This window comes from Streptomyces sp. P5F9 (assembly GCF_057961495.1).
On the sequence record NZ_JBXVPZ010000062.1, the window covers coordinates 21,678 to 31,521 of the forward strand.

At 69.3% G+C, this 9,844-nt stretch carries 7 protein-coding genes and 1 pseudogene; all 8 read right to left on the minus strand.

The genetic code is table 11. The annotated features are described in order from the left end of the window. Nucleotides 1–18: 18 nt before the first annotated feature. Entirely contained in the window at nt 19–780 is a 762-nt protein-coding gene (locus AC31A1_RS13590; protein ID WP_489653533.1) for a zf-HC2 domain-containing protein, read from the minus strand. Between the two features lie 38 nt (nt 781–818). After that, complete coding sequence (locus AC31A1_RS13595) at nt 819–1,340, minus strand: sigma-70 family RNA polymerase sigma factor (protein ID WP_019056398.1); 522 nt, start codon at nt 1,338–1,340, stop codon at nt 819–821. A 329-nt stretch (nt 1,341–1,669) separates the two neighbouring features. Continuing rightward, nucleotides 1,670–2,263 carry a CGNR zinc finger domain-containing protein gene (locus AC31A1_RS13600; protein WP_489653534.1) on the minus strand — a complete coding sequence of 198 codons (594 nt, stop codon included), beginning with the start codon at nt 2,261–2,263 and terminating at the stop codon, nt 1,670–1,672. 346 nt (nt 2,264–2,609) lie between these two features. Continuing rightward, nucleotides 2,610–3,770, minus strand: a complete 1,161-nt coding sequence (locus AC31A1_RS13605) for a uroporphyrinogen-III synthase (RefSeq protein ID WP_489653535.1) — start codon at nt 3,768–3,770, stop codon at nt 2,610–2,612. A 112-nt stretch (nt 3,771–3,882) separates the two neighbouring features. Then, entirely contained in the window at nt 3,883–5,238 is a 1,356-nt protein-coding gene (locus AC31A1_RS13610; protein ID WP_489653536.1) for a nitrate/nitrite transporter, read from the minus strand. A gap of 281 nt (nt 5,239–5,519) precedes the next feature. Continuing rightward, the gene (locus tag AC31A1_RS13615; RefSeq protein ID WP_489653537.1) at nt 5,520–6,827 is read right to left on the minus strand and encodes an acyltransferase family protein; all 1,308 of its coding nucleotides are present in this window, start codon (nt 6,825–6,827) and stop codon (nt 5,520–5,522) included. Continuing rightward, on the minus strand, nt 6,824–9,085 hold the full coding sequence (locus AC31A1_RS13620) for a bifunctional polysaccharide deacetylase/glycosyltransferase family 2 protein (protein WP_489653538.1): 2,262 nt from the start codon (nt 9,083–9,085) through the stop codon (nt 6,824–6,826). The genes AC31A1_RS13615 and AC31A1_RS13620 overlap by 4 nt, the downstream gene beginning before the upstream one ends. Beyond that, nucleotides 9,085–9,844 (minus strand): annotated as a pseudogene (locus tag AC31A1_RS13625) (hypothetical protein); the annotation flags it as partial. The pseudogene AC31A1_RS13625 and the gene AC31A1_RS13620, both read right to left, overlap by 1 nt.

Below are 9,844 nucleotides of genomic sequence, written 5' to 3' on the forward strand. Positions count from 1 at the left end.
TGACCAGTTGCTACATGCTCACGCGTCCACTGCCACGAGCTTCTTGCCGTCGAAGGTCATGACCTCGAAGTGGTCGATCTCGTTCGGCGTGAAGGCCGCTCCGCCCTGGGCGTAGAGCGGGTTCTTGGCCTCCGTCTTCGTGGCGTTCGCGATGCCGTAACCCCAGGCCGGGACCGCCCAGGAGCTCATCGTCTCGCGTTCGCCGTTCTTGCCGACGGCGATCAGGGAGCACTTCAGGGGGCCCTTGACGTTCTTGAGCTCCACGACCCCGAGGGTGCCCCAGTCCTTCTTGGACATCGCCACGGTCGCGGTGACCTTGGTGCTCGCGTCCGTCGCCGTGACCTTGTCGGACAGCTTTTCGAAGGTGGTCTTCGCGGTGCCCACGGCCACCGAGCCGTTCTGGCCCGAGCTGTCGCCGCCGTTGGCCGCGATGACGGCCAGCGGTCCGGCGATGATCAGGGCCGCCGCGGCGGCGATCATGTAGAAGCTGCGCCGGCGCTTCTGGGCCCGCCGGTCACCGATGTCGTCGACCAGCCGCTCCACCAGTCGTGGACTGGGTTTCGCGGCCAGGGACTCGGCGATCGCGGGGGTGCCGGTACCCGGCAGATCCGCGAGCGCCGCCAGCATCGGTTCCATCCCGGCCAGCTCGTCGAGCTGCTGGGCGCACCATTCGCAGGTGGCGAGATGGGCCTCGAAAGCGGTTGCTTCGGCGTCGTCGAGAATCCCGAGGGCATAGGCGCCGACGGTCTCGTGTTCGTTCGAGCCCTGAGATCCCTGCATGGAACCAGGACTACCCGTTCCGTATCCCCCGTACATGCTCATGCCGTCACCCCCCGCTCCTCCAGAGCAAGCTTCATCGATCGAAGGGCGTAGAACACCCTTGAGCGCACCGTGCCACTGGGGATGCCAAGCGTCTCGGCCGCCTCATTGACGGTACGCCCCTTGAAGTACGTCTCGACGAGCACCTCCCGGTGGGCCGGGGTCAGGTCGTCCAGCGCGTCCGACAGTGTCATCAGCCACAACGCCTTGTCGATCTCGTCCTCCGCGGGGATGACCTCCAGCGGCGACGGGTCCACCTCCTGCGGCCGGGCCTGCCGGCTGCGGTGACCGTCGATGACGATGCGCCGTGCCACCGTCACAAGCCAGGGTCGTACCGATCCGGTCGCCCGGTTGAGCTGGCCGGCGTTCTTCCAGGCCCGGATGAGCGTCTCCTGCACCACGTCCTCGGCACGCTGCCGGTCCCCGGCGACGAGCCGCAACACATAGGCGAGCAAGGGTCCGGCGTGCTCTCGGTACAGGGCACGCATCAGCTCCTCATCAGGTTCCGAGGACTGGGACATGCGATGTCGGGCCCTCGGTGCGTGTTCATTGGCCACGACGGAATCCTTGCGCACGCCCACCTCCGGTGTCCGGGGGTTCCCCCAGTCGGTCGCTCATGGAGAGGTACGTGAGCGGGTGGGCGAGTGTTCAACGTGAGGCGACAGTTTTCTTCGGAGTGACGTGACGAGCGGGACATGAGTGCACATTCCCACCGTACGATCTTTACATTTCCACCACACGAGCAAGATCACGCGAGCTGCCCGGGCGACGCCGGAGTGAAACGCACTGTTGTCGAAATCACTTCGCCAAATGACGTCCCGTCACTCCACAGAAGCCGCATAAGGGATTCTCAGGCTCGGGCGAGCGCGGCGCGCCGCCGATGCCGGGCCACTCTTTCGCGGTTCCCGCACACCTCACTGGAGCACCAGCGCCGCCGGCGCCCCCGGGACGTATCCAGATAAACGATGGGGCAGTTGTCCCCTTCGCACTCCCTCAGCGAGGCCCGCGCGACGGGATCGGTGAGCAGTTCCACGGCGTCCCGAGCGATGACCGCGAGCAGTGCGTCGCACCCCGGCGGACCGTCCAACCGCCGCACCAGCACGCCCTCTTCATCGCGTACGGCACGAGGTGCCGGGGGTGCGGCGCGGGCGAGGTCGTTGACGCGGGCGAGGGCGAGGTCGTAGGGCCGGGTGTCGTTCGATGGCCTGCTGCGCACCAACTGCCCGATCTGCCCCCGCAGTTCACGGAACCCGACGAGCCAGGAGGAGTCGACGTGCGCGAGCGGGGTGGCCGCGGGGACGAGCCCGGAGCGGACGATCCACGCGCGGAGCGGCTCCGGCGCGTCGAGCCGTTCCTCGGGATGCGTGGTCGCGAGGAGATCCAGACAGATCCGCCCGGCGTCGAAACGCAGCTCGTACGGGGCCATGGTCGAACCCAGTGCCATGTGCCTGTCACCGCCTAGGGATTACCCCGGTCGTCGGTCGTGTCAGTCGTCGGGAGTCGGTGGGCTGCCAGTGAGGTGGGGCGCGGGAAACCGTTCTCTCTACAGTGCCTGCCCGCTCGCGCGGCCGTAACCCCTTGTGCGGGGCGCGCGTGGACATCGGTGTGGGAGGTCGCGTATGCGGTCGCGCGTCTCGGCGACGACCGGGGGTTCGTCGAGTCTTGGCGCCGGGCGGCGATGTTCAGCCCGTTAGGGGTCCCCCTCTGGGGGAGTTTGAGGGCGAGGCCCCTTCAGGGCCGATCGGGGGCTGGGGGGTGGAGCACCCAGGGACGCCCGCCCCCACGCCGGTTCACACGTCGGAGTACTTCGTGTCGGCCGCCGGATCCAACGCCAGCCGATACCCCCGCTTCACCACCGTCTGGATCAGCTTCGGAGAACCAAGTGCCGTGCGGAGGCGGGCCATCGCTGTTTCCACGGCGTGTTCGTCGCGGCCGGCGCCGGGGAGGGCGCGGAGGAGTTCCGCGCGGGCCACGACCCAGCCCGGGCGGCGGGACAACGCGCGGAGGAGGGACATGCCGGCCGGTGGGACGGGTCGTAGCGTGCCGTCGACCAGGACCGCGTGGCCGCGGATCTCCACGCGGTGGCCGGCGATGGGGAGGGTGCGGGCGCGGCCGGGGAGTTCCTGGCAGAGGAGCTGGACGAGGGGGCCGAGGCGGAAGCGCTCGGGCTGGACCGTGGCGATGCCGTGGTTCTGGAGCGGGAGCGCGGTGACGGGGCCGACGCAGGCCGGGAGGACGTCGTGGTGCAGGGCGGCGAGGAGTTCGGGCAGCAGGCCGCGGGTCTCGGCGCGGGACAGCAGCGACGCGGCGGCCGGTGCGCTGGTGAACGTCAGCGCGTCCAGGCCGCGGGAGACCGCGGCGTCCAGGAGCCGGTCCAGCGGGGCGATGTCCTCGGGCGGCATCCACCGGTACACGGGAACGACGACGACGTCCGCTCCCCCGGCCCGGAGCGACTCCACGAACCCGGGCAACGGTTCACCGTGCAGCTGGATGGCGACCCGGCGTCCCTCGACGCCCTCCTCAAGGAGCCGGTCGAGCACCTCGGCCATGGACTCGGAGGACGGCGACCACTCCTCGGTCAGCCCGGCCGCGCGCACCGCCCCTTTGACCTTGGGCCCGCGCGCGAGCAGTTCCACCCCGCGCAACCGGTCGAGGAGCGCCTCCCCGAGCCCCCACCCGTCGGCGGCCTCGATCCACCCCCGGAACCCGATGGCGGTCGTAGCCACTACGACGTCGGGCGCCTGGTCGATCAGCTCCTTGGTCGCGGCGAGCAGTTCGCTGTCGTCGGCGAGGGGCACGATGCGCAGCGCGGGCGCGTGCACGACCACCGCGCCGCGCCGCTGGAGCAGTACCCCCAGCTCGTCGGCGCGGCGCGCGGCGGTGACGCCCACGGTGAACCCGGAGAGGGGGCCGTGTTCCGCGCGATCCGGTCGCTGCTGTTCCTCGTGCATGGGTCTCGTCCCGAATGTCGTCGTACATGCAATGGTGCAGGGCCTACATGCCGAACGAGCCTGTCAACGGTGCGTGACAGGCTCGGTTCGGTTTTATGTCGCCGGTGTTACGTCACACCTCGGCATAGCTGAGCTGCGACTTCGCCTCCGATGCGGAAGCTTTGGCCTGGGCCTGGGCGGTGGGGCGGCGAAGGTATACGGCCCAGGTGACCCCGAAGCAGAGGGCGTAGTAGGCGAGGAAGGCGACGAACGCGCCGGTGCCGGAGCCGTAGGAGAGGAAGGACTGCCGGAAGGCGAGGTTGATACCGACGCCGCCGAGCGCGCCGAGCGCGCCGATCAGGCCCATGGAGGCGCCGGAGAGCCTGCGCCCGTACTTGGCCGCCTCGTCGCCTTCCAAACCCTTGGCGAGAGCCTTGGTCTGGAAGATGCCGGGGATCATCTTGAACGTGGAGCCGTTGCCGATCCCGGTGAGCGAGAACAGGACGACGAACGCGGTGACGAACAGCGGCAGCGACTTCTGCATGCTGGCGACGACCAGGACGGCGGTGGCGGCGGCCATGGCGACGTAGTTGTAGAGGGTGATCTTCGCGCCGCCGTACCTGTCGGCGAGCCAGCCGCCCACGGGACGGATCAGCGAGCCGATCAGCGGGCCGATGAAGGTGAGGTACGTGGCCTGCAGCGGCGTACGGCCGAACTGGTTCGTCAGCACCTGCCCGAAGGCGAAGCTGTAGCCGATGAAGGACCCGAACGTCCCGATGTAGAGGACGGACATGATCCAGGTGTGCGCGTCCTTCGCCGCGTCCTTGGCGGCACCGGTGTCGTTCTTGACGTTCTCGATGTTGTTCATGAAGAGCGCGGCGAGGACCGCGGCGACGACGATGAGCGGGATGTAGATCCCGAGCAGCACCCGCGGCCCGCCGTTCGCACCGATGACGGCGAGGGCCACCAGCTGGATCGCTGCCACGCCGATGTTGCCGCCACCGGCGTTCAGTCCGAGCGCCCACCCCTTCTTCCTCAACGGGAAGAAGGCGTTGATGTTGGTCATGGAGGAGGCGAAGTTGCCGCCCCCTATGCCGGCCAGCAGGCCGATCCAGAGGAAGGTGTCGAACGACGTCCCCGGCTTCATCACGACGAACGCGGCGATGGTGGGGATGAGCAGGAGGCTCGCCGAGATGATCGTCCAGTTCCGCCCGCCGAAGAGGGCGACCGCGAAGGTGTACGGCACCCGGACGACCGCGCCGACGAGCGTGACCATCGACGTCAGCAGGAACTTGTCGGCCGGTGTGAGCCCGTACTCGGGGCCCATGAAGAGCACCAGCACGGACCACAGGGTCCAGATCGAGAAGCCGATGTGCTCGGAGAGCACGGAGAAAACGAGATTGCGGCGGGCGACCTTCTCGCCGGTCTCCCGCCAGAAGGTCTCGTCCTCCGGGTCCCAGTGCTCGATCCACTTGCCAGTGGCTGTCATGACGCCTCCACGGTGCACTACGGGGTAACGAGCGGTGATGCATCCCGAAGGTAGGGAGGGCGCGTTTCCACGCTGTGGCTGTGAGTGACCGGAAGGGAACGTTGCTCTCACGGGCGGGGGGTGGGCGCGGTGAGGTCGTGGCGAGGTCGGTCGGCCCCGGACGGTTGCCCAGGTAAGTAGACCGTCGGGCCTGTCATGTCCAGTCGCGGGCACCCGGTGGTGGCACGGCCGGGCGCAGGGGTCCGGGAAGCTGTGTTCTTTTCTAACCGGTAAAAGGCCGGTTAGGGAGTTAGTTTGCGGACAGCTTCCCGACGCCCCCGGCCCGCCTCGGCTCGGCCCGGTCCCCCGTCCGGCCACAACCTCGGCCCCCGCTTGGCCGCGATGTCCTCGATCCACCCGAACGCAAGGATCGCCACCGCGATCAGCGGCCAGATCAGCAGGAACATCAGGAACGTGTCCGCCTTGTCGAGGAAGGCGGTCGCCCCCTCGCTCTCCATGAACGGCAGGTTGTACAGCTGGTCGAGGATCGGCACCGTCGCCATGATGAGGAGGTTGTGCCACAGGTAGATCGTGACGGCACGGTTGTTGGACAGCGTGACCAGCTTGTCCCACTTGGCCAACCGCCCCGGCAACGTCTGCCAGGACGGTGCGTACTGGAGCAGGATCACGACGACGCCGAAGGACCAGGCCGCCTGCGCGAGGGGGATGTCGTTCAAGTCCCAGCCGTCCGGGCCCAGATGACCTGACGCCCACCACAAGCCGAAGCCCATGATCAGGGTCGCGCCCGACACCGCGAGGTAGCGCGGGACCTTCTTCAGCACGCCCTCGTGGTGGGCGAAGCCCAGGACCCAACAGCCGCCGTACACCGCGAAGTCGGAGACCGCGTTGCCCGTCTCGCCGGGGATCGTGACCAGGCCTGTGCCCACAACTGCCGTCAGTGCCAAGGGTGCCAGCAGCGTTGCCCAGGGGACCCTGCGGAACGCCCACAGCAGCAGCGGCGACGCGATCACGAACCACAGATACGCCCGCAGGTACCACAACGGGCCCGCCGCCTGGTCCGCCCACGTGCTCTCCAACAGGCCCGACTCCGAACCCAGATGCTCGGGATACGGCGGGGCGCCGAACGGGACGACGTAGTCGAAGATCTTCGCCGCGCCCCACCAAGTGCCGCCCAGGTCAGGGTCCTTGAGGGGATTCCAGCCCATCCCGAACGTCATCACCAGCACCACCGCGCTGAACGCCCAGAGCGGGGGCAGCAGTCGCCGTAGCCGGCCCCTGATCACACCCAGCGCGGGACGGTTCAGCGAGCGGGCCATCAGCGAACCGGCCAGCGCGAACATCACGCCCATGGAAGGGAACAGGACCGACAGCCACGCCCAGCCGAAGAGGTGGTAGATGACGACCCGGACCAGGGCGATCGAGCGGAGGAGGTCGAGGTAGCGGTCCCGGCCGCCGCCCCCAGGCCCCTTGGCCTTCGTCGGTTCCGGTGCCGACTCCGGTTCCTGCTGCCGCTGTTGCGGAATCCCGTACGCCGGCGTCGATTCCGGATCCGGGTTCGTGCCCGTACCCGCCGTGTATCCGTGCGTCATGCCACAGTCCTCCGGTCACTCCTGTTGCCGCCACCACTGCGCGCACTCGGCACCGGACCCCCGGGCGCCTCCACAACCCCCGTCCGCCGCAGCTTCTGCCAGCGCAGGCGGCCTCCGGTGAGCGCGGTGATCCAGGACTGGAGCAGCACGACGTACATGAGTTGGCGGTAGAGGATCTGTTGCAGGGGCAGGGAGACGAGGTGGGTCATGCGTTCGCGGTCGAGGCGGAAGGCGTAGGCCGCGCAGAACGCCTGGATCGCCAACACGCCCAGCCAGGCCAGGAACGTCTTCTCCGTGGGGCCGAACACCAGGCCGTAGAGCAGGAACACGTCGATCAGCGGGGCCAGGATGGGGGCGATCACCATGAAGAGGGCGACCAGGGGGAGGCCCACCCTGCCGAAGCGGCCGGACGGGCCCCTGTCCAGCAGGGCGCCCCTGTGCTTCCAGATCGCCTGCATCGTGCCGTAGGACCAGCGGTAGCGCTGCGACCAGAGCTGCTGGACCGTCTCCGGCGCCTCGGTCCAGGCCCGCGCCTTCTCGGCGTAGACGACGCGCCAGCCGTCGCGGTGCATCGCCATCGTGATGTCGGTGTCCTCGGCGAGCGTGTCGTCGCTCATGCCGCCGACCCGTTCCAGCGCGCTGCGCCTGAACGCCCCGACGGCACCCGGGATCGTCGGCATGCAGCGCAGGATGTCGTACATGCGGCGGTCGAGGTTGAAGCCCATCACGTACTCGATGTGCTGCCAGGCGCCGATCATCGAATCCCGGTTGCCCACCTTGGCGTTGCCCGCGACCGCGCCGACGCGCGGGTCGCCGAAGGGCTGGACCAGCTCCCGTACGGTGGCCGGTTCGAAGACCGTGTCGCCGTCCATCATGACGATGAGGTCGCAACTCGCGTTCGCCAGGCCGCGGTTGAGGGCGGCCGGTTTGCCCGCGTTGTGCTGGCGTACGACCCGGACGTTCGGGAGGTCCATCGCCTCCACGATTCTCGCCGTGCCGTCCGCCGAGCCGTCGTCGACGACGATCACCTCGACGGGATGCTCGCTCGCCATGAGTGAACGGACCGTGTTCTCAATGCACTTGGCCTCGTTGTACGCCGGGACGAGGACGGTCACCGGTTCGGTCACCGGCGGTCCCCAGGCGAAGTTCTCGCGGCGCACCCGGCGGGCGTGGATGACGGAGAGCAGGAGCATCAGCGCGAAGCGGGCGATGACGAGGGAGCCGGTGATCGCCAGGCCCACCACCAGGACGCCCGTGATGTCGTCCGCGGCCTGGACCAGGAAGATCCACGCCTTGCCCTTCCACAGGTTGACGCCGGTCACCGGGGTGAGCGCGCTGGGCGCGCCGAGGGCCTCGGTGAGGTTGTCGAACCGGTAGCCCTTGGCCTGCATCTCCGGCAGGAACTTGTCGAGTGCCTGCACGGTCTGGTGGCGGTCGCCGCCCGAGTCGTGCATGAGGACGATCGCGCCCTTGCCGCCGCGCGGGGTGGCGTTGCTGATGATCTTCGCGACACCGGGCTTCTGCCAGTCCTCGCTGTCCGTGTTGTTGACGGCGGTGATGTAGCCGCGGGTGCCGATGTACTGGGTCACCGGCCAGGACAGGTTGTCCATCGCGTCGGCGGAGGACGAGTACGGCGGACGGAAGAGCGATGTACGGATGCCGGCCGCGCCGGTGATCGCCAGCTGGGTCTGGGACAGCTCCCAGTCGACGCGCTTCTTCGACTGGAAGGAGAGGTCGGGGTGGTTGAACGTGTGCACGCCGACCTCGTTGCCCTCCGCCACGATGCGTTCGACCAGCTCCGGGTAGCGCGAGGTCATCGTGCCGGTGACGAAGAAGACGGCGTGCGCGTGGTGCTTCTTGAGCACGTCCAGGACCTTGGGCGTCCAGGTCGGGTCGGGGCCGTCGTCGAAGGTCAGCACGATGTCGTGGTCCGGCACGTCCAGGCTGGTCGTACGGCCGCTGCGGGTGTCGATGACCGGGCCGCCGTCGAGGATCTTGTCCGGCACCTTGTCGGTGGCCGCCTCGGGGCGGATGCGGTGGTCGGCGAGGATCTCGCTGTGGACGTAGCCGCGCAGCATCAGCATCGCCAGCAGGGCGACGAGGAGGAGCATCGGCAGCAGGAACCGCATGGACAGTCGGCGGCGCCGGGGATCACGCGCCGCGCGGGCCCCAACTCCGCCTGCCGCTACCGGAGTTGATCCGTGTCGGCCGCCCGGGGCCTGGTTCGTGGCCTTGGGGCGGCGGTTGTGCGATGCCATCAGAGGATGTGCTCCGGGGTCGTGGATGGTGCCGGCGCCGGGTCGGACGGAGCGGCCGGCCCCTGCGCCACGGGCGACGGGGTGCTCGGGGCGTCGGCCACCGTGCCGGTGCCCGTCGTGGTGCTCGGGGTCGGTGTCGGGTCGGACGGCGCACTCGTGACCGTCGCCGGCGTCGAGGCGGGCGCGGACGAGGCCGGCAGCGAGGGCTGTACGACCGGATTGCTGGCGCCGCCGCCCGTCGGCGCCGTGGCGCTCTTGCTCGTGGACGGCTTGGGCGACGCGGACGCGCTCGCCTTGCTGCCGGGCTTCGCCGACGCGCCGGCCGTGCCGCTCACGCTGACGCCCGGCGACGGCGTCGTACCGTCGCTCGCCGTCGGAATGTTCCCCGGCGCCACACTGCCGCTGCCACCGGACGGCTGCCCCGACTCGGCGGGCAGCGGCGAGGTGTCGACCTTGCCCGCGGGCGCGTCGTCCTTCTGCCCCGGCACTGGCAGCCACGGCGCGTCCGAACTGCCGGACAGCAGCGTGACGACGATGACGACGGCGTACACCGCGCACGCGATGCCGACGGCCATACCGAACCGCCGGTACCTACGGCTGCGACGGCCGGACTCGTCGACGAAGACGGGCCGGTCGGAACCGTCGTTACCGGTGCCGGTGCCGCTCTTGCCCCCGGACTCCGCATGCCGAGCGGGCCCGTCGAGCTGGACGGTCACCTCGTCGGGATCGGCCGCTCCCCCTTCAATCCCCGTCCCCGTC

Bases quoted from the DNA above. Each gene is read 5' to 3' on its own strand.
- AC31A1_RS13590 (WP_489653533.1), bottom strand. From the start codon at position 780: ATGCAGGGATCTCAGGGCTCGAACGAACACGAGACCGTCGGCGCCTAT.
- AC31A1_RS13595 (WP_019056398.1), bottom strand. From the start codon at position 1,340: ATGTCCCAGTCCTCGGAACCTGATGAGGAGCTGATGCGTGCCCTGTAC.
- AC31A1_RS13600 (WP_489653534.1), bottom strand. From the start codon at position 2,263: ATGGCACTGGGTTCGACCATGGCCCCGTACGAGCTGCGTTTCGACGCC.
- AC31A1_RS13605 (WP_489653535.1), bottom strand. From the start codon at position 3,770: ATGCACGAGGAACAGCAGCGACCGGATCGCGCGGAACACGGCCCCCTC.
- AC31A1_RS13610 (WP_489653536.1), bottom strand. From the start codon at position 5,238: ATGACAGCCACTGGCAAGTGGATCGAGCACTGGGACCCGGAGGACGAG.
- AC31A1_RS13615 (WP_489653537.1), bottom strand. From the start codon at position 6,827: ATGACGCACGGATACACGGCGGGTACGGGCACGAACCCGGATCCGGAA.
- AC31A1_RS13620 (WP_489653538.1), bottom strand. From the start codon at position 9,085: ATGGCATCGCACAACCGCCGCCCCAAGGCCACGAACCAGGCCCCGGGC.